At 74.9% G+C, this 21321-nt stretch carries 17 protein-coding genes; 12 read left to right on the plus strand and 5 right to left on the minus strand.

The window, feature by feature from the left end; translation table 11 throughout:
• The first annotated feature begins 531 nt into the window (after window positions 1-531).
• The 4 genes from rhaI to BS73_RS10630 all read left to right on the plus strand — a co-directional run bounded on the left by rhaI (window position 532) and on the right by BS73_RS10630 (window position 7287).
• Complete coding sequence (rhaI, locus tag BS73_RS10615; protein WP_037571370.1) at window positions 532-1713, plus strand: L-rhamnose isomerase; 1182 nt, start codon at window positions 532-534, stop codon at window positions 1711-1713.
• Window positions 1714-1831: 118 nt separating this feature from the next.
• Complete coding sequence (locus tag BS73_RS10620; RefSeq protein WP_037571372.1) at window positions 1832-3895, plus strand: bifunctional rhamnulose-1-phosphate aldolase/short-chain dehydrogenase; 2064 nt, start codon at window positions 1832-1834, stop codon at window positions 3893-3895.
• A 135-nt stretch (window positions 3896-4030) separates the two neighbouring features.
• Entirely contained in the window at window positions 4031-5512 is a 1482-nt protein-coding gene (locus BS73_RS10625) for a rhamnulokinase (RefSeq protein WP_037571374.1), read from the plus strand.
• Window positions 5513-5805: 293 nt separating this feature from the next.
• The gene (locus tag BS73_RS10630) at window positions 5806-7287 is read left to right on the plus strand and encodes a sialidase family protein (RefSeq protein WP_037571376.1); all 1482 of its coding nucleotides are present in this window, start codon (window positions 5806-5808) and stop codon (window positions 7285-7287) included.
• Between the two features lie 129 nt (window positions 7288-7416).
• Here the strand turns inward: BS73_RS10630 and BS73_RS10635 are convergent, their stop codons facing one another.
• Window positions 7417-7914 (minus strand): GNAT family N-acetyltransferase, encoded by a 498-nt coding sequence (locus tag BS73_RS10635; protein WP_037571378.1) that lies wholly within the window; start codon window positions 7912-7914, stop codon window positions 7417-7419.
• Window positions 7915-8181: 267 nt separating this feature from the next.
• Window positions 8182-9732, minus strand: coding sequence for an alpha/beta hydrolase fold domain-containing protein (locus tag BS73_RS10640; RefSeq protein ID WP_037579026.1), 1551 nt, complete (start codon window positions 9730-9732; stop codon window positions 8182-8184).
• A gap of 70 nt (window positions 9733-9802) precedes the next feature.
• Here BS73_RS10640 and BS73_RS10645 point away from each other — a divergent pair, with 70 nt between their 5' ends.
• Window positions 9803-10705, plus strand: coding sequence for a helix-turn-helix domain-containing protein (locus tag BS73_RS10645; protein ID WP_037571380.1), 903 nt, complete (start codon window positions 9803-9805; stop codon window positions 10703-10705).
• A 34-nt stretch (window positions 10706-10739) separates the two neighbouring features.
• On the opposite strand, the gene BS73_RS10650 is transcribed toward BS73_RS10645, so the two are convergent.
• Window positions 10740-11942: an MFS transporter gene (locus BS73_RS10650; RefSeq protein ID WP_037571382.1), complete on the minus strand. Its 1203-nt coding sequence runs from the start codon at window positions 11940-11942 to the stop codon at window positions 10740-10742.
• Window positions 11943-12112: 170 nt separating this feature from the next.
• Between BS73_RS10650 and BS73_RS10655 the strand changes: the two genes are divergently transcribed.
• Together BS73_RS10655 and BS73_RS10660 are read left to right on the plus strand one after the other, a co-directional pair.
• Window positions 12113-13174 (plus strand): alpha/beta hydrolase, encoded by a 1062-nt coding sequence (locus BS73_RS10655; protein ID WP_037571383.1) that lies wholly within the window; start codon window positions 12113-12115, stop codon window positions 13172-13174.
• Between the two features lie 100 nt (window positions 13175-13274).
• On the plus strand, window positions 13275-14141 hold the full coding sequence (locus tag BS73_RS10660; RefSeq protein ID WP_037571386.1) for an isocitrate lyase/PEP mutase family protein: 867 nt from the start codon (window positions 13275-13277) through the stop codon (window positions 14139-14141).
• Here BS73_RS10660 and BS73_RS10665 read toward each other — a convergent pair.
• Together BS73_RS10665 and BS73_RS10670 are read right to left on the minus strand one after the other, a co-directional pair.
• Window positions 14120-15028: an NAD(P)-dependent oxidoreductase gene (locus tag BS73_RS10665; RefSeq protein WP_084703958.1), complete on the minus strand. Its 909-nt coding sequence runs from the start codon at window positions 15026-15028 to the stop codon at window positions 14120-14122. The genes BS73_RS10660 and BS73_RS10665 overlap by 22 nt on opposite strands.
• 164 nt (window positions 15029-15192) lie before the next feature.
• Window positions 15193-15903, minus strand: a complete 711-nt coding sequence (locus BS73_RS10670; protein WP_037571387.1) for an LmeA family phospholipid-binding protein — start codon at window positions 15901-15903, stop codon at window positions 15193-15195.
• 202 nt (window positions 15904-16105) lie between these two features.
• Between BS73_RS10670 and BS73_RS40660 the strand changes: the two genes are divergently transcribed.
• The 5 genes from BS73_RS40660 to BS73_RS10695 all read left to right on the plus strand — a co-directional run bounded on the left by BS73_RS40660 (window position 16106) and on the right by BS73_RS10695 (window position 21299).
• On the plus strand, window positions 16106-17773 hold the full coding sequence (locus tag BS73_RS40660; protein ID WP_063836958.1) for a bifunctional phosphatase PAP2/diacylglycerol kinase family protein: 1668 nt from the start codon (window positions 16106-16108) through the stop codon (window positions 17771-17773).
• Window positions 17774-17877: 104 nt separating this feature from the next.
• Entirely contained in the window at window positions 17878-18723 is an 846-nt protein-coding gene (locus BS73_RS10680; RefSeq protein WP_037579031.1) for a TetR/AcrR family transcriptional regulator, read from the plus strand.
• 66 nt (window positions 18724-18789) lie between these two features.
• Complete coding sequence (locus tag BS73_RS10685) at window positions 18790-19686, plus strand: BKACE family enzyme (RefSeq protein ID WP_037579032.1); 897 nt, start codon at window positions 18790-18792, stop codon at window positions 19684-19686.
• A 117-nt stretch (window positions 19687-19803) separates the two neighbouring features.
• The gene (locus tag BS73_RS10690) at window positions 19804-20811 is read left to right on the plus strand and encodes a 3-hydroxyacyl-CoA dehydrogenase NAD-binding domain-containing protein (RefSeq protein ID WP_084703959.1); all 1008 of its coding nucleotides are present in this window, start codon (window positions 19804-19806) and stop codon (window positions 20809-20811) included.
• Window positions 20808-21299, plus strand: coding sequence for a thioesterase family protein (locus BS73_RS10695; protein ID WP_037571389.1), 492 nt, complete (start codon window positions 20808-20810; stop codon window positions 21297-21299). The genes BS73_RS10690 and BS73_RS10695 overlap by 4 nt, the downstream gene beginning before the upstream one ends.
• Window positions 21300-21321: the final 22 nt, after the last annotated feature.

Here is a 21321-nt window from a genome sequence, read left to right on the forward strand (position 1 = left end):
CGCAGTTCCCCGCGCCCCCGAGAGCGCACCCGTCACGCCAACGCGCCCGCACGCTGAGCGGACAGACCGCACGGCAAACGAACCGCAAGCAGAGCGCCGACGCCGACTGCAGGGCGGTGACGCCTTGGCCGCGCAGTTCCCCGCGCCCCCGAGAGCGCACCCGTCGCGCCAACGTGCCCGCACGCTGAGCGGACAGGCCGCGCGGCAAACGAACCGCAAGCAGAGCGCCGACGCCGAGTGCAGGGCGGTGCCGTCTTGGCCGCGCAGTTCCCCGCGCCCCTGAAGGGCGCGCCTCCGGCGCGGATGCGCGGGGTCGTGGCGAACGGCGTTGCCGGGGGTGGCCGGAAGCGGCGGGGCGGGGGGCGGGGCGGGGACGGGCAGGTGAGGGGCGTGTCATTCTGGCCGGGACTTCTTCGCGGCGGGGTTGAATTCGGCCTGAATCAATTCAAAACTGTTGACCGCGCACATTGACACGCTCACTGTCGCCACCTACGGTGAACTCCACATGAAACGATTCATAGCGAGGATGCCATGAACGATCGCGCCACCGACGCCCACGCGAGCATCAAGGCCGCCCTCAAGGCCCAGGTGATCGAGACCCCGTCCTGGGGCTACGGGAACTCCGGCACCCGCTTCAAGGTCTTCGCCCAGGCCGGCGTTCCGCGCGATCCGTTCGAGAAGCTGGACGACGCGGCCCAGGTGCACGCCGCCACCGGCGTCGCCCCCGTCGTCTCGCTGCACATCCCCTGGGACAGGGTCGAGGACTACGCCGCCCTGTCCAAGCACGCCGAGGACCGCGGCCTGGCCATCGGCGCGATCAACGCCAACACCTTCCAGGACGACGCCTACAAGCTCGGCTCGGTGACCCACGCCGACCCGGCCGTCCGCCGGAAGGCCGTCGACCACCTCCTCGAATGCGTCGACATCATGGACGCCACCGGCTCCCGCGACCTCAAGCTGTGGTTCGCCGACGGCACCAACTACCCCGGCCAGGACGACATCACGGCCCGTCAGGACCGCCTGTTCGAATGCCTCCAGGCGGTCTACGACCGGCTCGGCGACGACCAGCGGCTGGTGCTGGAGTACAAGCTCTTCGAGCCCGCCTTCTACACCACGGACGTCCCGGACTGGGGAACGGCGTACGCCCACACGCTGAAGCTGGGCGAGAAGGCCAAGGTGGTCGTCGACACCGGGCACCACGCGCCGGGGACCAACATCGAGTTCATCGTGGCCTTCCTCCTCCGGGAGGGGAAGCTCGGGGCCTTCGACTTCAACTCGCGGTTCTACGCGGACGACGACCTGATGGTCGGCGCGGCCGACCCGTTCCAGCTCTTCCGGATCCTCCACGAGGTGGCCAAGAACGGCGGGTTCGACCCGGCCCGGCAGGTCGCCTTCATGCTCGACCAGTGCCACAACATCGAGGCCAAGATCCCGGGCGTCATCCGCTCGGTGATGAACGTCCAGGAGGCCACGGCGAAGGCGCTGTCGGTGGACCTGGACGCGCTGCGCGCGGCCCAGCGGGCGGGCGACGTCCTCGGCGCCAACGCGGTGCTGATGGACGCCTACAACACCGACGTCCGCCCGCTGCTGCGCGAGGTCCGCAAGGAGATGGGGCTCGACCCGGACCCGCTGGCCGCCTACGCCGCCACCGGCTGGCAGCAGAGGATCGTCGCCGAGCGGGTCGGCGGCGAGCAGGCCGGCTGGGGCGCGTAGCCCCGGTCGCCTCACCCGCCCCCCAGTCCTCCCAGGTCGTCCCGAGCCGATCCCGGCCCCGACCCGGCCGGCGCCGGTCCGCACCAGTACCCGACTCGTCCCACCGAGGAACCAGCTGATGAGTGATCAGTCCCCCACCGACCCCGCGGTCCGCGCCCTCCTCGAGCGTTCGCACCGCCTCGGCTCCGACCCGCGGAACACCAACTACGCGGGCGGCAACACCTCCGCCAAGGGCACCGGGACGGACCCGGTGACCGGCCGGGAGGTCGAACTGCTCTGGGTGAAGGGCAGCGGCGGCGACCTCGGCACCCTCGGGGAGTCCGGCCTGGCCGTCCTCCGCCTGGACCGGCTGCGCTCGCTGGCCGACGTCTACCCCGGGGTGGACCGGGAGGACGAGATGGTCGCCGCCTTCGACTTCTGCCTCCACGGCAGGGGCGGCGCGGCCCCGTCCATCGACACCGCCATGCATGCGCTGGTGGACGCGCCCCACGTGGACCACCTCCACCCCGACTCGGGGATCGCCCTGGCCACCGCCGCCGACGGCGAGAAGCTGACCGCCGAGTGCTTCGGCGACACGGTGGTGTGGGTGCCGTGGCGGCGCCCCGGCTTCCAGCTCGGACTGGACATCGCGGCGATCAAGGAGGCCAACCCGCAGGCCGTCGGCTGCGTCCTCGGCGGCCACGGCATCACCGCGTGGGGCGCGACCTCCGAGGAGGCCGAGGCCAACTCGCTGCACATGATCCGGACGGCGGAGCGGTTCATCGAGGCGAAGGGCCGGGAGGGCGGGAGGGCCGAGCCCTTCGGCCCCCTTCTGGACGGGTACGGCGCACTGCCGGAGGCCGAGCGCCGGGAGCGGGCCGCCGCGCTGGCGCCGCTGATCCGAGGGCTGGCCTCGACCGACCGCCCGCAGGTCGGGCACTTCACCGACGCCGAACCGGTGCTGGACTTCCTGGCCCGGGCCGAGCACCCGCGGCTGGCCGCGCTGGGCACCTCCTGCCCGGACCACTTCCTGCGCACCAAGGTCCGCCCGCTGGTCCTCGACCTGCCGGCGGACGCGCCCCTGGAGGCGGCGGTGGAGCGGCTGAAGGCGCTGCACTCCGCGTACCGGGAGGAGTACCGCGCCTACTACGACCGGCACGCCGACGCCGACTCGCCCGCGATGCGCGGTGCCGACCCGGCCATCGTGCTGGTGCCCGGCGTGGGGATGTTCTCCTTCGGCAAGGACAAGCAGACGGCGCGGGTGGCCGGCGAGTTCTACCTCAACGCGGTCAACGTGATGCGGGGGGCGGAGACGGTCTCGACCTACGCGCCGATCGAGGAGTCGGAGAAGTTCCGGATCGAGTACTGGGCGCTGGAGGAGGCCAAGCTCCAGCGGATGCCGAAGCCGAAGCCGCTGGCGACCCGGGTCGCCCTGGTGACCGGCGCGGCGTCGGGGATCGGCAGGGCGATCGCGGAGCGGCTGGTCGCCGAGGGCGCGTGCGTCGTGGTCGCCGACCTGAACGCGGAGGCCGCGGGCGTCGTCGCCGAGCAGCTGGGCGGCCCCGACAAGGCGGTCGCGGTGACCGTGGACGTGACCGACGAGGCGCAGATCGCCGAGGCGTTCCGGGCCGCGGCGCTGGCCTTCGGCGGGGTGGACCTGGTGGTGAACAACGCCGGGATCTCCATCTCCAAGCCGCTGCTGGAGACCACCGCCGGCGACTGGGACCTGCAGCACGCCATCATGGCCCGCGGCTCCTTCCTGGTCTCCCGGGAGGCCGCACGGATGATGGCGGAGCAGGGGCTGGGCGGCGACATCGTCTACATCGCCTCCAAGAACTCGGTCTTCGCCGGACCGAACAACATCGCCTACTCGGCCACCAAGGCCGACCAGGCGCACCAGGTCCGGTTGCTGGCCGCCGAGTTGGGCGAGCACGGGATCCGGGTCAACGGCGTCAACCCGGACGGAGTGGTCCGCGGCTCCGGGATCTTCGCCAACGGCTGGGGCGCGCAGCGCGCGGCCACCTACGGCATCGAGGAGAGCGAACTCGGCGAGTTCTACGCCCAGCGGACCATCCTCAAGCGCGAGGTGCTGCCGGAGCATGTGGCCAACGCGGTCTTCGCGCTGACCGGGGGCGAGTTGACGCACACCACCGGGCTCCACGTCCCGGTGGACGCCGGGGTCGCGGCGGCCTTCCTCCGCTGAGGCCCCTGGGGGCCCTGGGGCCCCTGGGGCCCCTCGCCCGTCCCCGAACCGCTCCCGTCCGCATCCACCTGCACCTCCGCACGCCCGCACGCCCGCTTCCGTTCGCGCTCCCGTCCTCCGAAAGCCCTCCACGCCATGCTCTCTTCCGCGTCCTCCGCCCCCGCGTTCGCTGCCGCCGATCTCGGCGCCACCAGCGGACGGGTGGTGCTCGGCCGGGTCGGCCGGGACCGCCTCGAGTTCGAGGTGGTCCACCGTTTCGCCAACACCCCGGTACGCCTCCCGGACGGGCTGCACTGGGACGTCCTGGGGCTGTACGGCGGGATCCTGGAGGGCCTGCGGCGGGCGGCGGCGCGGGGGCCGGTCGCCTCGCTGGGGATCGACTCCTGGGCGGTGGACTACGGGCTGCTGGACGCGGACGGCGCGCTCCTCGGCGCCCCCTTCCACTACCGGGACGGGCGGACGGCGGACGCGGCCGAGCGGGTGTGGGAGCGGATCGGCCCCGAGGAGCTGTATGCCATCACCGGGCTGCAGCACCTCCCGTTCAACACCGTCTTCCAGCTGGCGGCGGCCGCCGGCTCGGCCCAACTGGCCGCCGCCGAACGGCTGCTGCTGATCCCGGACCTGCTGGTGCACTGGCTGACCGGGACGGTCGGCGCGGAGGCCACCAACGCCTCCACCACCGGCCTCTTCGACGCCGGGACGGCCGACTGGTCGCCGCGGATCCTGGACGCGGTCGGCATCGACCCCGCCCTCCTCCCGCCGATCCGCCTGCCCGGCGAGCGGATCGGGCCCCTGCTGCCGTATGTGGCAACGGAGTTGGGCGCGGGCGCTCCGCGCGAGGTGGTCGCGGTGGCCTCGCACGACACCGCCTCGGCGGTGGCCGCGGTGCCGGCGGACGACTCCTCGGCGACGGTGGCGTACGTGGCGACCGGAACCTGGTCGCTGGCCGGTCTGGAGCTGGACGCCCCGGTGCTGGACGCCTCCGCCCGGGCCGCCAACTTCACCAACGAGCGGGGGGTGGACGGCACCATCCGCTTCCTGCGCAACATCATGGGGATGTGGCTGCTGGAGGAGTGCCGCCGCACCTGGGCCCGCGAGGGCCGGGACGCCGAGCATCCGCGGCTGATCGCCGAGGCCGAGGCGGCCGAGCCGTTCGCCGCCGTGATCGACCCGGACGACCCGTCCTTCCTCGCCCCCGGCGACATGCCGGCCCGGATCGCCGCGTACTGCCGGCGGACCGGGCAGCGGCCGCCCGCCGATCGCGGCTCGACGGTCCGGACGATCCTGGAGGCGCTGGCCCTGGCGCACGCCCGGACCCTGCGGCAGGCCGCCGAGCTGTCCGGCCGCTCCTTCGACGCGGTCCACCTGGTCGGCGGGGGCGCGCGGAACGAGCTGCTCTGCCGGCTGACCGCGGACGCGCTGGGGATGCCGGTGGTGGCCGGCCCGGTGGAGGCCACCGCCCTCGGCAACATCCTCGTACAGGCCCGCGCTCAGGGCATCCTGACGGACCGTCACGAGGCCCGCCGCCTGATCGCCACCACCCGGCCCCTGCGCCGCCACGCCCCGACCGGCCCGCAGGCGCCATGGCGCGCGGCGGCGGCCCGCCTGGCCATCTGAGCGCCGGCGTGCCGGACGGCGGCGAGGCGGAGTGTCCGGCGTCTTCGCCACCGACGGCGCCGGGCACGAACCCGCCTCGCCGGGCGTCTCCGCCGGGCGTCTCCTCCATCCGGCGGACGACGGGTGCGCACAGAGAGCACAGAAGGTCCGCACCATTGCGCGAATGTGCCACCGGGAGGAGAGTGTTCGCGTTCTGCGCCCGGGGCCCCGGCGACGACAGCGACGCCGGCGGCCCCGGCGGCGCACAGTGCACTCGACGCATCTTTGGGACGTCCGAAAGAGGAGACCAAGGAATGGAACGCAAGAGGCACAGACTCGTCCTCCCGCTCGCCCTCGTCGGGGCGGCACTGCTGACCACCCCCGCACTGGCGGCCGGCACACCGCAAGCCGTGCGGGTCTCCGGGCCCAGCCCCTATGCCGCCTGCACCGCCGGCGGCCCCGGAACGGTGTACACCAACGCCGAGGTCGAACCGTACGTGGCGGTGTCGCCGGCGAACTCCAAGACCGTCATCGGCGCCTGGCAGCAGGACCGCTGGGCCGACGGCGGCGCCCACGGCCTGGTCGCCGGCTACTCCTCGGACGGGGGCCAGACCTGGGGCGAGACGCCGCTGCCCTTCGACGCCTGCGCGCCCGGCGGGCTCGCGTACACCCGCGCCTCCGACCCGTGGGTGTCCATCGGCCCGGACGGCACCGCCTACTCCAACGCCATCGTCTTCGACGAGACCGACAACAACAACGGCGTGGCGGCGGTGAGTTCCACCGACGGCGGAAGGACCTGGGGCAACCTCGCCGTGGTGGACAGCCACACCGGCACCACCCAGTTCTTCGACGACAAGAACTCCATCACCGCCAACCCGAAGATCGCCGGCGCCGCGTACTCGGTCTGGGACGACCTCAGGTCCCCCAACGCCAACCCCTACGCGGACGCCCACGCGGCCGCCTACAACGGGGACGGGTACTTCTCGATGACCGCGGACGGCGGGCGGACCTGGTCCGCGCCGAAGGCCATCTTCCCGACCAAGCAGCGCACCCAGACCATCGGCAACCAGGTGGTGGTCGACCCGCGCAGCCCGAAGACGCTCTACGACTTCGCCAACTGGATCGTCCAGCCGAACAACGGCAACAAGGAGACCGACCAGCTGGCCTTCGTGAAGTCCACCGACGGCGGCGCGACCTGGTCCGCGCCGAAGGTCGTCGCCCCGCTCGACGACGTCGGGGTGACCGACCCCAACACCGGGGCCGGCATCCGCACCGGTGAGATCATCCCGGAGGTGGCGATCGGCGCCGACGGCTCGATCGCCGCGGTCTGGCAGGACGCGGCGTGGAGCGGCGGGGCCTACGACGAGGTCGCGTTCAGCCGGTCCACGGACGGTGGGAGCACCTGGACGGCGCCGGCCAGGATCAGCACCCCGACCGGCCGGGCCTCGTTCAACCCGCAGGTCTCGATCGCCCCGGACGGCACGATCGGCGTCGACTACTACGACTTCCGCAACCTGGCGGCCGGGAACACCAGCACCCTGCCGACCGACTACTGGTTCAAGAGCTCCAAGAACGGCGGCCGGACCTGGAGCGCGGACACCCACCTGGCGGGGCCGTTCGACACCATGGTCGCGCCGAACGCGGGCGGCTTCTTCCTCGGCGACTACGCGGGCCTGGCCAACGGCGGGGGCGTCTTCCACCCCCTCTGGACCCAGACCACCTGCGCCGACGGGACCGCCTGCCCGACCGCTGCGACCGACAGGACGGACGTGTACACCGCCGCGGTCACCCCGTAGCGGAAGCCCCGTAGCGGAAGCCCCGACGCCCGCGGCCCCGGAGGTTCAGCCCACCTCCGGGGTCGCGCGCACGCCGTGGTGGAGGTAGCGGGAGCCGTCCGGAGGACGGGACGGGCCCGTCACCCCGGCTCAGTCCACCTCGGGGCTGCGCCGCTCGATGAGTACGACGTCCCGCCAGCGCCCGTGGTGCCGGCCGATCCGCTCGCGGACGCCGATCACGCGGAAGCCGGCCCGCTCGTGGAGCGCGAGGCTGGCCGTGTTCTCCGGGAAGATCCCGGACTGGACGGTCCACACCCCGGCCGCCTCGGTGGACGCGATCAGCGCGTCCAGCAGCGCCCGGCCGACCCCGCGCCCGCGCGCCTCCCGGGACACGTACACCGAGTGCTCGACCACCCCGGCGTACGCGGACCGGGCCGACACCGGGCTGACCGCCACCCAGCCGAGCACCCGGCCGTCCTCGGCGTCCAGGGCGACGAACCGGTGCCGGGGCGCCTTGCTGCGGTCGAAGTCCGCCCAGCCCGGCGCGGCCGTCTCGAAGGTGGCGTCGCCCTCGTCGATGCCCTGCTGGTAGATGGCGAGCACCTGCTCGGCGTGCGCCTCGGTGAGCGGCGCGACCAGGAAGCTCACGGCCTTGCCGCGCGCTCCCCGCGCGCGGACGGGGTCCCGCCGCCGGCGCCCCGGCCGTCCGGCTCGGTCTCCTGGATGAGGCGCATGGGCGTTCCTCCTGTCACGCTCACAGCTGCTGGCCGATCAACCCTACGCGGCGGGCGTCCCGTTGGGGATCGATCAGCAGGGCTCCGGCCGGTCCGCCGCCGACCATCAGCCCGCCGCAGACCGGGAAGCCCAGGTGGTGGCCGGGCGCCGAGTCCGGCGGCGGGCCGGCCGCGGACGGCGCTACCGGCTCCGCAGGCGGTCCAGCACGGTCCGGACGGAGCGGGTGACGGCCGTGCGGGTGGCGGGCGTCGGGTGGTCCTCGCGGGTCTCGAAGCCGTGGGTGCCGTCCGGGACGTCGAGGACCTCGACGGGTGTCGCGGACTTCTCGGCGGCGCGGAGGAACTGCTCGACGGTGGCGGCGATCTGCGGGATCTCCAGGCCGACCCGGGTGAGGACGATCGCGGGCGCGGGGTCCGCGTCGCGGCTTCGGGCCGCGAGCGCCTCGGTGGGGTCCAGGCGGGTCGCGCCCCAGCCGGGGAGCGGGGCGAGCACCGGGTAGGTGAAGGCGACGCAGCGCGGTGGCGGCCCCGGCCGGCCGGTCCGCCCCGCGAGCCAGTCGGCGGAGAGGAGGCCGCCGGCCGAGAAGTACCACAGGGCGATCCGCTCGGGGTCGACCCGAGGGTCCGCCTGCAGCCCGTCCAGGGCCTCGGCGACGTCCTCGGCGGCCCGCGGGTAGTCGGCCAGGCCGTGCAGCCGGTGCTCGACGAGGGCGCCGACCGCCCCGAGGGAGGCGGTGTAGGCGGCATAGCCGCGGAGCAGCGGCCAGTCGCGCGGGGCCGGGACGAGGTCGGGCGGCACGGGGCCGCCGTGGACGAAGAGGACGGCCGGGAGGGGGCCGTCGGACGCCGTCCCAGGACCGGGCGGGTAGAGATCCAGCCGGCCGTTCCGCTCCCGCGGCGGGACCGGGACGTCCAGCGGGAAGGGGCGGAGGTACGGGGCCAGGCCGCCGGCGAGCCGGTCGCCCGAGGGGTCGGCGGCCCCCGGCGGCGGGGAGAGCCGGCGGCCCTCGCCCGCCGCCGCGCGCAGCAGCACCCGGGCCAGCTCCTCCGGGCAGGAGAGCATCGGCCAGTGGCCGGTGGGCAGTTCGAAGAAGCCGACCTGCGGCTCGGTCAGCCGGCGCAGCCACGGCGGGCCGACCCGGACCAGGTCCTGGATGCCGTCGATGGTCGGTCCGCCGTCGGCGGTACAGAGGATCCCGGTGGTGGGAAGGGCCGCCGCGGCCCCGGTGAGCCGCAGCGGCTGGGTGAGGGTGCGGGCGGGCTGCGCGGCGGCGGAGGCGGCGAGCAGCGCCAGTTGCTCGGCGCCGAGGCCGTCCAGGCTGCCCCAGCGCCGCCAGTCCTCGCGGCTGCCGGGCGGGGGCACGGAGGCGACCGGTTCGCCGTCCCCGCCCAGGAGTCGATGGACCGCCGGGTCCTGGACCAGAGCCAGTGGCGGATCGCCGTCCTGCGGCAGGCCGGCGTCCAGGTAGACGATCCGGGCGATCCGTTCCGGGTGGCGGTCGGCGGCGCCGAGTACGGGGTGGATGGCGTAGTCGTGGCCGACCAGGACCACCGGCTCCTCCGCGGGGAGCACCCGGACCAGGCCGGCGATCTGCGTCTCGAGGTCGGCCTGCGGCCGCCGGTCGAGGGTCACCGGGAGCGCGGTGGCGCCCTCGGCGCGCAGGGCGGCGGCGGTCCTGGACCAGATCCGGTCGTCCGTGAACGGGCCCGAGACCAGCAGGAACGCGGTCATCGTCAGCACCTCCAAGGGGGTGGCTTCGTCGTCCCGGTTAACCTAGGAACTCCCCCGGAGGGAGGTTCAAGTGGCTGACGCGTCGGGTGCGCTGAGCATCGGCGAACTCGCCGCACTGACCGGGACCACGGTCAAGACCGTCCGCTTCTACTCCGACCGGGGCCTGCTGCCCGAGTCAGGGCGCAGTGGAGGCGGCCACCGGCGCTACCGGCCGGAGGCCGCGGCCCGGCTGCGCGCCATCCGCTCGCTGCGCTCGCTCGGCGTCCCCGTCCCCGAGATCGCGGGGATGCTGGAGGAGCCGCCGGAACGGTCGGCGGACGCGCTGGACTCGGTCGTCGACCGGCGGCTGGAGGAACTGGGCGCGCAGCTCTCCGCTCTGCGCTGGCGCGAGGCCGCGCTGCGCGCGCTGCGGGAGGGCGCCCCCGAGCAACGCGCGGAGCTGCTCGGACTCCTGGGCGCGATCGAGGTCCCGCCCAGCACCTCGGCCATCGCCCACTACTGGCGGCGCCTGCTGCCGCCGCGGCTCTCCGCACGGCTGCGCAGGTCGGTCACCGAGGCGGCCGTACCGCAGCCGCCGGCCGAGCCGACGCCCGGGCAGGTGCTCGCCTTCGCCCGGCTGCACGCGCTGGCCGCGGCGGCCACCGACGGCTGCCTGGCCACCAGCCGGCCGTCCCCGCCCGCCGCCCATCCCGACCTCCTCTACGACGGGTTGCACGAGGCCTATCTGCTGGCCGAGGCGGGACGTTCGGCGACCGCGCTGGACTGCTACGTCGGCGCCCACGCGCGCGCCTCCGGCGTGCGGGACACCCCGGGCTTCCGCCGCGCACTCCTTCCCGCGCTGGCCGCCGCGGACCATCCGGTCATGTCCCGCTACTGGCAGCTCGCCGAGCAGCTGACGCCCCCACGGACTCTCACCCTCGGCGCCGCCGACCTCCGCCTCCGCTCGGCGCTGGCCGCCGACGTGGCCCTCTAGGACGACCCGCCGTCACCCAGGACGCGCCCCGCCGTCACACTCGTTGCACCGGCCGGGGGCCGACCGGCGCGGGCCGCCGCAGCCGGCGGCGGCCGAGCAGCAGTACGGCGAGACCGGCGGCCGCGCCGATCGCGCCGCAGGACGCCGCCCAGGGCAGCGTGGTCCGCTGAAGCAGGGCACCGACCAGCGCCGCTCCGACCGCCACCCCCGCGTTCATCAGGGTCACCAGCCAGGCGAAGGCCTCGGTGCTGGTGCCGGTCGGCGCCAGCGAGCCGACCAGTACGAACCCGGCCGCGAGCACCGGCGACAGGAACAACCCGGTGAGGAGCATGAGGGCGGCCATGAACGGCGGCGCGGGGGTCAGGCAGAGGAAGCCGTACGCCACCGCGAGCCCGGCGGTCAGCAGGATGCTGCGGCGGACCGGCGAGGCGGTCCAGCGCCCGGCCCAGGCCCCGTACGCCACCCCGCCGATCAGCGCCCCGCCGGCGTTCAGGGCCAGCAGGGTCGGTGCCCCGCCGGGCATCCGGTGCCCCTCGGCGTAGGAGACCGCGAAGACGTTCAGCACGCCCAGCGCCGTCCCCACGCCGGTCAGGCTGACCAGCAGGATCACCAGCCCGGGGCTGCGCAGCGGCCCCAGCGGGTCGGGCGCCCGCGGCGGCGACTGCCAGCGCCGGGCCGGCGGCGCGGACGCCATCGTCAGCACCCCCGCCAGTCCGAGCAGCGCCCCGACGGCCAGCGCGGCCCGCGGCGAGCCGACCGCCGCGCAGGCGGACACCACCAGCGGGGCGCCGATGAACACCAGCTCCTGGGAGGCGGAGTCCAGCGAGTACGCGGCCTCCAGCGCCTCCTCGCCGACCACGTCCGGCCAGAGCGCCCGCAGGCAGGGTTCCAGCGGCGGGCTGGAGGCGCCCGCGAGCAGCGCCCCGAGCAGCACCACCGCCGGCCGGGTCGGCGCGAGGGCGACGGCGACCAGCCCGACGCCGTGCCCCACGGCGGCGGGCAGCAGCACGGGCGACTGCCCGACCCGGTCCACCAACCGCCCGAGCAGCGGCCCGCCGAGCGCGGTGGCCAGCGCGAACAGCCCGGCGGCCAGGCCGACGAAGCCGTAGCCGGCGCCGGTCCCGCGCAGCGTCAGGGGGATCGCCACCGTCGCCATCGCCGCCGGCAGCCGTCCGACCAGGCTGCCGCCCAGCAGTCGCGGCACATGAGGAGCACGCAGCAGACCCGTACCGCTCACCGATGTCCCCCGTCCCGTCGTCCGATCCGCCCCAGGACTACCGTCAAGCACCCGGCGCAGCCAAGCGGTTTCCGCCGGAGCGGGCTCTTTCGGCCGCCGCCGGGCGGCGGGTAGCGTCCGCCGTACCCGCGCAGCCGCGGGGGAAGAGCGGAACCGAGGGAGGGCCGAGGATGACCGGTACCGGATCCGATGCGTCCAGCGGCACGCCGCAGCCGAGCGTGCGAGCCGATCCGGCAGGTCCGCCGTCCGACACGCCGCTCGGCCCCCCGCCGCCCTTCGACCCCGAGCTGGCCGCGGCGCTGACCGCGATGGAGGGCAGGGTGCCGCCGCCCGGCTTCGGCGCCGACCTGATCCCGGTGATGCGCGAGGGCGCCGCCGAGATCATGAAGGCCATCCCGGACGAGCTGCTCACCAGGAACGGCGCCTTCGCCATGGAGGAGCGCACCGTCCCCGGCCCGCCCGGCGCCCCGGACCTCACCCTGCTGATCTGCCGGCCGACCGCCGCCACCGCGCCCACCCCGGCCTTCTACAACATCCACGGCGGCGGCATGATCATCGGCACCAACCGCATCGGCATGCCCGAACTCCTGGAGCACGCCGAGGAGCTGGGCGCGGCGGTGGTCTCCGTCGAGTACCGGCTGGCGCCGGAGAACCCGCACCCGGCCCCGGTCGAGGACTGTTACGCGGGACTGGTGTGGACCGCCGAGCACGCCGGCGAGCTCGGCATCGACCCGGCCCGGCTGGTGGTCGGCGGAGCCAGCGCGGGCGGCGGGCTCTCCGCCGCGGTGGCGCTGATGGCCCGGGACCGGGGCGGCCCGGCGCTGCTCGGCCAGGTGCTGATGTGCCCGATGCTGGACGACCGCAACGACACGCCGTCGGCCCGCCAGATGGTCGGACTCGGGGTCTGGGACAGCGGCGCCAACGCGACCGGCTGGACCGCCCTCCTCGGCGACGCCCGCGGCACCGAGGGGGTCTCCCCGTACGCCGCCCCGGCGCGGGCCGTCGACCTGTCGGGGCTGCCGCCGGCGTACATCGACGTCGGCTCGGCGGAGACCTTCCGGGACGAGGACGTCGCCTACGCCACCCGCATCTGGCAGTGCGGCGGCCAGGCCGAGCTGCACGTCTGGCCGGGCGGCTTCCACGGCTTCGAGGGGATGGCCCCGGAGGCCGCCCTCTCCCGCGACGCCCGCGAGGCCCGCACCCGCTGGCTGCGCCGGTTGCTGGCAGGATGACCGCACGCGGACGAGTGCCGAGTGCACGAACGCGGAGTGCACGAAGGTCGAGTGCACGAGCGCCGAGTGAACGAGTGAGTGAGTGAACGGAGACCCACCGATGCCCGAGTCCCGTGCCGCCCGGCTCCGTGCCCTGCTGGCCGAGCGGTCGGCGGTGCTCGCCCCCGGCGTCTTCGACGGCCTGTCCGCCTCGCTGACCGCCCGGGCCGGCTTCCGGGCCGCCTATATGACCGGTGCGGGGGTGGCCGCCGTCACCGGGCTGCCGGACGTGGGCCTGGCCACCCAGAGCGAGATGGTCCGCCAGCTCGGACTGGTGGCCGGGCTGCTGGACATCCCGGTGATCGCCGACGCGGACACCGGGTTCGGCGACGCCACCCACGTCTTCCGCACCGTGCGGCTCTACGAGCAGGCGGGCGCGGCCGCGATCCAGCTGGAGGACCAGGAGTTCCCCAAGCGCTGCGGCCATCTGGACCGCAAGCGGGTGATCGGCGCCGACGCCTTCGCCCGGCGGATCGAGGCCGCGGTGGAGGCCCGCCGCGATCCGGACACGGTGATCGTGGCCCGCACCGACGCCCGCGCCACCCACGGCTTCGACGAGGCCGTCCGCCGGGTCAACCTCTACGCCGAGGCCGGCGCCGACCTGGTCTTCCTGGAGGCGCCGCAGACCGCGGACGAGGTCCGCCGCATCCCGCGGGCGGTCAAGGCGCCCGCGCTGTTCAACCTGGTGCCCGGTGGCAGGACCCCGCAGGCGGACGCCGCCGAGCTGGCCCAGGCGAAATACGCGCTGGTCATCCTGCCCGTGGTCAGCCTCGGCAGCGCGGTCGCGGCGATGTCCGCCGCGCTGGACCGGGTGGCCGGCGGAGACCTCGGCACGGACGGCCAGCCGCCGGTGCGCGAGCAGTTCCGGGCGGTGGGCCTGGACTTCTGGGAGGAGCTCCGCGAGCGCTACGAGGGCACCTCGGACTGAGAGGGCACCTCAGGCTGAGCCGGCCGGGCCGTCCGAACCCCCCGGTCGGACCGCTCCTCCGGCCTCAGCAGCCCCTCCAGCACCCGATGGGCGTCGGCCAGCGCGCCGAGATCGACGTCCAGCTCGGCGGCGACCCGCCGCACCACCGCGAGGTCCTTGCCGAGGAACTCCCCTTCCGCGGCGGCGAATCCGGCCGTCGCGCCGGCCCGGGCCACCCCGGCGACCGCGCAGCTCGCCCCGCTGCCGTGCGACAGCGCGCGCAGCAGCGTGGGCTCCGGCACGCCCAGCCGTTCGCCGACCGCCGCGGCCTGGGCGAGGAGGCCGATATTGGCGGCGAAGACGGCGTTGTCGAGCAGCTTGACCCGCTGCCCGTTGCCGAGCCGGCCGACCGGCACGAGGGGATCGCCGTACGCCTCAAGGAGCGGACGGGCCCGCTCCACCGCGTCCTCCCCGCCGCCGACCATCAGGGTCAGCCGGCCCGCCTCGACGTCCCGCGGGCCGCCGCTGACACCGGTGTCGACCACGTCGATCCCGTACGGCGCGGCGCGTTCGGCGATCCGCTCGACGGTGGCCGGGCTGCAGGCGGTGTGGAGGATCAGCAGGGAGCCGGGGGCCATCGCCGGCAGCAGTCCACCGTCCAGGCAGACCTCGCGCAGCTGGGCGTCGGTCAGCACGCAGACCACCACGGCCTCCGCCGCGCCCAGATCCCGCACCTCGGCGGTGGCCGCCAGGCCCTCCGCGTCGAGTTCGCGGCGGCGCTCATCCGAGGAGGCGAGCACCGTGACCGTGTGCCCGGCGGCGGCCAGCCTCCGGATCATCGGCCGGCCCATCCGCCCCGCCCCCACGAAACCGACCGCTGCCCCCTTGGCACTGGCCCCCGCATCCATCCGCGCTCTCCCCTCGGCGTCCAGCGGGCTCACCCTGACCCGCGCCTGACGGCCCGTCAAGCCCGGGTGGTGCCGCAGGTGTTGCAGGAGCGGCGGGTACGCCAGGTGCGCCAGGTACGCCAGGTGCGGCAGGTACGGCAGGTGCGGCAGCTACGGCGGGCGACTCAACCGCCGAGGTGGGAGGCGCCGAGGGCGACCTGGTGACCGGTGACCGTGAGCCGGACGCCGGTCGGGGTGGAGTCGGCGGCGGTGAACCCGGCGCCCTGAGGGAGGTTCACGCTCCAGGTGTAGGCGGTGTGGTCGGAACCGGGGAGGCGGACGGAGAACTCGTCGCCCTGGGCGAGGATCGTGACGTCGCCGTTCACCTCCCCGTTGTCGGCCCGGCCGGTGACGGCGGCCCTGGCGGCCTGGCCGGCGGAGCCGGGCGCCGGCGAGAAGGTCAGCTGACCGCCGCCGGACAGCCGGGAGAAGGCGTCGGAGAGGTCCTGGTAGCCGAGGGTGAGCGCACCGGTGACGACACCGGCCTCGGCACTGCGGGAGGTCAGCGACACCACCCGCACATCGCGGAGGTCCAGATGAAGCGAGGAGACGTGGAGGTAGTCGCCGGGCTGGTCGTCCGTCGTGGTCAGGGTGAACTGAGTGGCGTCCAGCGAGACATGGCCGAAGTCGCCGGTCAGCGCCTGGGTGAGGAAGGGGAATCCCCCGACGGACACGTCGAGGTGGCCGTCGGTGGTGTCGGCGTAGCCGTACTTCTCGGCGGCCAGCTGGGTGACCTCCTTGTCGGCGTAGTACGCGGCGGCCCGGTCCGCCGCCGTGTACAGCGCGGCCAGCGCCACCACCGCGACCACCAGAACTCTGATCCGGCGACGTCCCATGCGGTTCCCCCCTGTGTCCCTGGTATGCCCGTGCGGCGGACGAGTTGTGTGTGGCGCGATCATCCAGGAATACCGGGCGGGGCGCCAGACTCGTACGAGCGCGGGATCCGGCGGGTTTCAGCGGGCTCCAGCGGACCCTGCCGGACCCCCAGGGGCCGATCCCGGCCGGTGGATTTCCGGCGGGACGGGGAAGGGGTGCTCCATGTCGCCGTTCAGTACGATCAGTTCGAAGGACCGCCGTCGCCCGCTCGACGGCTCGCTGCTGCGCGCCGCCGGGCGCCTGAGCGACTGGGACCAGCGGATATTCCTCCGGGTGGCCGTCTCCCGTGAGCGGTCCGGCGGCCATCTGCTGCGCCGGATCAGCCGGGCGGCGGACCACGGGCTGCTGTGGTGGGGCTGCGGTGCGGCGATGGCCGCTGTCCGCCGTCCGCCCCTGCGCCGGGCGGCGGTACGGGGGCTGGCCGCCCTCTCGCTGGCCTCCCCGGTGGCGAACCTGGCCGCCAAGCAGCTGACCGGGCGTCAGCGCCCGCTCCTGGCCGTGGTCCCGCACCACCGCCATCCCCACCGGCGCCCGTGGACCAGCTCCTTCCCGTCCGGGCACGCGGCCTCGGCGGCGGCCTTCGCCACCGGCGTGGCACTGGAGTCCCCGGCGCTCGGCGCCCTCGTCGCGGTCCCGGCCGTCGCGGTCGCGTTCTCCCGGGTGTACGTGGGTGTCCACTACCCGGGCGACGTGCTGGCCGGTGCCGCGATCGGGGTGGGGGCGGCGCTGGCCACCCGGCACCGCTGGCCCCCGCCGCCCCGGCCGGGCTTCGAACCCGCCCCGGGGCCGCAGGCCGACGCCCCGGCCTGCCCGTCGGGCGCGGGCCTGGAACTGGTGGTCAACCCGGCCGCGGGACCGGACGCGGAGATCGAGGACCCGGCGGAGACCGGCACCTGGGACTCCGGCTCCTCCCTTCCCGAGGAGCTGCGCGAGGGGCTTCCGCAGGCCCGCGTGTGGTCCGGCGGGGAGCCGGCCGAACTGATGGCGAAGGCCGCGGCCGAGGCGCAGCGCAAGGGCGGAGCGCTCGGCGTCTGCGGCGGGGACGGCACCGTCCAGCTCGGCGCGGCCGCCGCCCTGCGGCACGGCGTACCGCTGGCGGTCTTCCCCGGCGGCACCCTCAACCACTTCGCGGCGGCGCTGGGCATCGAGTCCCACGAGGAGGCGCTGGCCGCCCTGGCCGCGGGCCGGGCGGCCGCCGTCGACCTGGGCCGGATCGACCGGCCGGGCACCGGCCGCACCGACTTCTTCCTCAACACCCTCAGTCTGGGCGCCTACCCGGAGGTGGTCCGGCTGCGGGACGAGCTACGGCACCGTCACCGCGGGCTCGGCAAGTGGCCCGCGCTGGCCGCCGCGCTGGCCGCGGTCGCCTGGCGGGCCTCGCCGGTGGAGGTGGTGCTGGACGGGCGACCGCGCCGGCTGTGGCTGCTCTTCATCGGCAACTGCCGCTACCGGCCTGCGGGTTCGGCCCCGGTGCGGCGGGGCGACGGACTGGCCGACGGCCTCCTCGACGTCCGGCTGATCTCCGCCGAGCGCCGCTTCTCCCGGGTCCGCGCGCTGACCGCCCTGCTCACCGGCGGCCTGGAGCGCAGCCCCGCGTACGAGGAGCGGGTGGCCCAGGAGCTCACCGTCAGCACGCTGACGGACGGTCAGGGCCTGGCCGTGGACGGCGAGGTGGCCGAGCCGGGCGAGCTCCTCCTCGGCAAGTCGCCGCGCAGCCTGGTGGTCTACGCCCCGAAGGCGGACCAGGCCGGAACCGTCCTCAGGACGCGGCCGCACCTCCCCTCCCCCCGCCGCGAGTCCCCGGCGCCGGTCTTCCGGCGGCCGCGTTGAGCAACTGACTGATGGGACGATCAGTGACTCAATCTCCCTGATCAACGGTTGTTTCACTAGCCCGGCGTTGAGATTTTCTCAACGCCGGGCTAGTGTCCTTCGGCGTGGAAGCCAACGACTCGACCGACGACACCCCGGCCCGGGTGCGGCGGATCATCGATGCCGCGGGCGTCAGCCAGCGCGAGTTCGCCCGCCGCATCGTGATGGACCCGTCCAAGCTCTCCCGCTCGCTGAGCGGCACCCGCCGGTTCACCGCCGCCGAGCTGGCCCGGATCGCCGACGAGGGCCGGGTCGAGGCGGGCTGGCTGCTGGGCGCGGCGGAGCCGCCGCCGGCCGCCGACCCGGCCCCGGTGGAGGGCGGCCGGCCGCTGCAGATCGTCCGGGAGACGGTCCGGCTGATCGCCGAGCGCGGCTTCCACGCGGTACGGGTCTCCGACATCGCCCGCGCCTGCTCCACCAGCACCGCCCTGATCCACTACCACTTCCCCGGCCGCGCCGAACTGCTGGAGGCGGCGGTCCGCTGGTGCATGGACGAGGACACCGCCCGCCGCGCGGCCCGGCTCGCCGGAGCCGGTCCCGGCGACGCCGCCGAGGAGCTGCGCCAGCTGATCGAGCTGCAGACCCCGCGTACCGCGCAGCAGCGCCGGCAGTGGGCGGTCTGGCTGGACCTGTGGGCCGAGGCGGCCCGCTCCACCGGCGTGGGCAGACTGCACGCCGAGTACTACCGGCAGTGGCGGGAGACCGTGGCCGACGTCATCCGGCGCGGGGTGGCCCAGGGCGTCTTCCGGCCGGACACCGACCCGCAGGCGGCGGCGCTCACCCTCACCGCGCTGATCGACGGGCTCGCCACCCAGGTCCTGGCCGCCGCCCCGGACGGCGAGCCGGGCACCGACGCGGACGCCATGCACCGGGCGCTACTCGCCCACGTCCGCGACACCCTCGCGGTCTGAGCCCGGCCCGCAGCACAGCACAGCACCGCACCCGACCCTCAGGAGGCATCCGCCATGACCACCGAGATGAACCGGAACGTCATCATCACCTGCGCCCTCACCGGCGCCGGCGACACCGTCCGGAAGAGCCCCCACGTACCGGTCACCCCCGAGGAGATCGCCCGCAACGCCGTCGAGGCGGCCGAGGCGGGGGCCGCCGTCGTCCACATCCACGTCCGCGACCCCGAGACCGGGGACCCGGCCCGCGACCCGGCGCTCTACCGCGAGGTGGTCGAGCGGATCAGGGAGACCGGCACCGACGTCGTCATCAACCTCACCGCCGGAATGGGCGGCGACCTGCCCGTCGACCCGGACGAACCGCTGCGGGGCCTCGGCACCCTCCCCGGGACCGACCTGGTCGGCGGCCTCCAGCGGCTGCCGCACGTGGACGAACTGCTGCCGGACCTCTGCACCCTGGACTGCGGCTCCCTCAACTTCGGCGACGGCTCCAACCTCTACGTGTCCACCCCGGACATGCTGCGCACCGGCGCCCGGCGGATCCAGGAGCTGGGCGTGCGGCCGGAGTTGGAGATCTTCGACACCGGGCAGCTGTGGTTCGCCAAGCAGCTGCTCGCCGAGGGCCTGCTGGACGATCCGACGGTCTTCCAGCTCTGCATGGGCGTCCCCTGGGGCGCCCCGGCCGACCCCGGAGTGCTCCAGTCCATGGTCAACCTCCTCCCCGAGGGCGCCGAATGGGCCAGCTTCGCGCTGGGCCGGATGCAGATGCCGTGGGTCGCGCAGTCCATCCTCCTCGGCGGCAACGTCCGGGTCGGCCTGGAGGACAACCTCTACCTCGGCAAGGGCGACAAGGCCACCAACGCCCGGCTGGTGGAGCGGGCGGTGACCATCACCGAGGCTCTGGGAGCCAAGGTCGCCACCCCGGACGAGGCGCGGCAGCGCCTCGGCCTCAAGCCCCGCGGCTGACCCGGCCGGCCGACACCGGCGACCGGCCGATACCGGCGACCGGCCGACACGGGCGACCGGCCGACACCGGCGACCGCACCGGGCGCCCCCCAGCGACCACAGAGAGGCACCACCCTCATGACCGCCGACTCCTTCGAGTTCGCCGTGCAGCACGCCCCCACCCCCTCCGCCGCCCGCCCCGTCTCCCCCGAGGAGGTGCGGAGGGTCGCCTGCGTAGGCGCCGGCGTCATCGGCGGCGGCTGGGTCGCGCACTTCCTCGCCCGCGGCTACGACGTCACCGCCTGGGACCCGGCGCCCGACGCCGAGCAGCGGCTGCGCCGGCTGGTCGACGCGGCCTGGCCGGCGCTCATCGAACTGGGCCTGGCCCCGGACGCCTCGAAGGACCGGCTGACCGTCACCACCACCCTCGAACAGGCCGTCGCCGAAGCCGAGTTCGTCCAGGAGAGCGCCCCCGAGCAGCTCGGCCTCAAGCGCGATCTGCTGGCCCGGCTGGACGCGGCCGTCCCGGACGGAGTGGTGATCGCCTCCTCCACCTCCGGCTACCCGATGACCGACATGCAGACCGGCGCCGGGACCCCCGGCCGGCTGGTCGTCGGCCACCCGTTCAACCCGCCGTACCTCATCCCCCTGGTCGAGGTGGTCGGCGGGGAGCGGACCGGCGCCGAGGCGGTGGAGTGGGCCTCCGCCTTCTACCGGGCCGCGGGGAAGTCGGTGATCACCATGGACCGCGAGGTCCCCGGCTTCATCGCCAACCGCCTCCAGGAGGCGCTGTGGCGGGAGGCGCTGCACATGGTCGCCAACGGCGAGGCCACCGTCCAGCAGATCGACGACTCCATCACCGAGGGCCCGGGCCTGCGTTGGGCCACCATGGGCCCGATGCTGACCTTCGCCCTGGCGGGCGGCGAGGGCGGGATGGCGCACATGCTCGACCACTTCGGCCCCTCCCTGAAGTCCCCGTGGACCCGCCTGGAGGCCCCGGAGCTGGACCGGGCGCTGTACGACGCGGTGGTGGCGGGCTGCGACGAGGAGGCGGCCGGCCGCAGCATCGCCGACCTGGTCGCCGAGCGCGACCGCGGCGTGATCGCCGTCCTCCGCGCCACCGGCCGCCTGGGAGCCGCCGGATGACCGCGCTCCCCCTCCGCCTCCCCCTCCACCGGGAGGCCGTCCGCCAGGAGTGGATCGACTACAACGGCCATCTGAGCGAGGCCTACTACGTCCTGGTCTTCGGCCACGCCACGGACGCCCTGATGGCCGGGTGCGGTCTGGACGCCGACTACCGCGCGTCCACCGGCTGCTCGCTCTACACCGTCGAGTCCCACCTCCGCTACCTCCGCGAGGTCCCGGACGGCGCTCAACTGGCCGTCCGCACCCGCGTGTTGGCCGCGACCGCGAAGAAGGCCCACTTCACCCACGAGATGTACGTCCTCCCGGCGCCGGACGCGATGCCGCTCCCCGACGCCGCCCCCGCGGCCACCACAGAGCTCCTCACCCTCCACGTCGACCAGGCGACCTCCCGCACCGCCCCCTTCCCGGAGCGCTCCCTCGCCCGCCTCCACACCCTCACCGAGCCCCCACCGCCCTGGACCGGCCGCGCGATCTCACTCGCCGGCTGACCCGCCCCCGGGCCCGGCCTCG

Source organism: Phaeacidiphilus oryzae TH49 (assembly GCF_000744815.1).
Lineage (GTDB): Bacteria > Actinomycetota > Actinomycetes > Streptomycetales > Streptomycetaceae > Phaeacidiphilus > Phaeacidiphilus oryzae.

Coding starts and splice junctions, on each gene's coding strand:
- BS73_RS10660 (WP_037571386.1), top strand. CDS start 13,275: ATGCCCGAGTCCCGTGCCGCCCGGCTCCGTGCCCTGCTGGCCGAGCGG.
- BS73_RS40660 (WP_063836958.1), top strand. CDS start 16,106: ATGTCGCCGTTCAGTACGATCAGTTCGAAGGACCGCCGTCGCCCGCTC.
- BS73_RS10655 (WP_037571383.1), top strand. CDS start 12,113: ATGACCGGTACCGGATCCGATGCGTCCAGCGGCACGCCGCAGCCGAGC.
- BS73_RS10625 (WP_037571374.1), top strand. CDS start 4,031: ATGCTCTCTTCCGCGTCCTCCGCCCCCGCGTTCGCTGCCGCCGATCTC.
- BS73_RS10690 (WP_084703959.1), top strand. CDS start 19,804: ATGACCGCCGACTCCTTCGAGTTCGCCGTGCAGCACGCCCCCACCCCC.
- rhaI (WP_037571370.1), top strand. CDS start 532: ATGAACGATCGCGCCACCGACGCCCACGCGAGCATCAAGGCCGCCCTC.
- BS73_RS10620 (WP_037571372.1), top strand. CDS start 1,832: ATGAGTGATCAGTCCCCCACCGACCCCGCGGTCCGCGCCCTCCTCGAG.
- BS73_RS10685 (WP_037579032.1), top strand. CDS start 18,790: ATGAACCGGAACGTCATCATCACCTGCGCCCTCACCGGCGCCGGCGAC.
- BS73_RS10640 (WP_037579026.1), bottom strand. CDS start 9,732: ATGACCGCGTTCCTGCTGGTCTCGGGCCCGTTCACGGACGACCGGATC.
- BS73_RS10670 (WP_037571387.1), bottom strand. CDS start 15,903: ATGGGACGTCGCCGGATCAGAGTTCTGGTGGTCGCGGTGGTGGCGCTG.
- BS73_RS10665 (WP_084703958.1), bottom strand. CDS start 15,028: ATGGATGCGGGGGCCAGTGCCAAGGGGGCAGCGGTCGGTTTCGTGGGG.
- BS73_RS10630 (WP_037571376.1), top strand. CDS start 5,806: ATGGAACGCAAGAGGCACAGACTCGTCCTCCCGCTCGCCCTCGTCGGG.
- BS73_RS10695 (WP_037571389.1), top strand. CDS start 20,808: ATGACCGCGCTCCCCCTCCGCCTCCCCCTCCACCGGGAGGCCGTCCGC.